Source organism: Paenibacillus xylanexedens, assembly GCF_007676705.1.
Lineage (GTDB): Bacteria > Bacillota > Bacilli > Paenibacillales > Paenibacillaceae > Paenibacillus > Paenibacillus xylanexedens_C.
The window spans coordinates 272-535 of record NZ_VEBF01000029.1 but is presented as its reverse complement, the minus strand read 5'-3'; the positions used below and the strand labels follow the sequence as shown (position 1 = coordinate 535).

The following is a 264-nucleotide window of genomic DNA, read 5'->3' as shown; positions in this document are numbered from 1 at the left end:
GGGAAGATGTGTGGTATATTGATGAGAAAATATCCGGAATTGTGGATGAAGGGAGGTTTGAGGGGTTGGTTGTATTGAATAGTGATGAGGAAGTGAGTGAGGTTGTGAAAGAGATGAAGGAGGTGGTGGAGTATGGGGAGGGGGGGAAAGGGGGGTATGGGAAGGAGGAGAAGGAGATGGGTAAGATGGTGTGGAAGATTTGGGATGATGTGAAAAGGGGACTGAGAGTAGTGGTGGGTTATAGTGAGATCTTAGTGGACAGGG

The 264-nt window shown here is 48.1% G+C and carries 1 protein-coding gene; it reads left to right on the top strand.

Translation table 11 applies throughout. The features are described from left to right. Window positions 1-264, top strand: a 264-nt coding sequence (locus FS628_RS31560) for a hypothetical protein (protein WP_222125307.1), incomplete at both ends; no start/stop codon positions are given.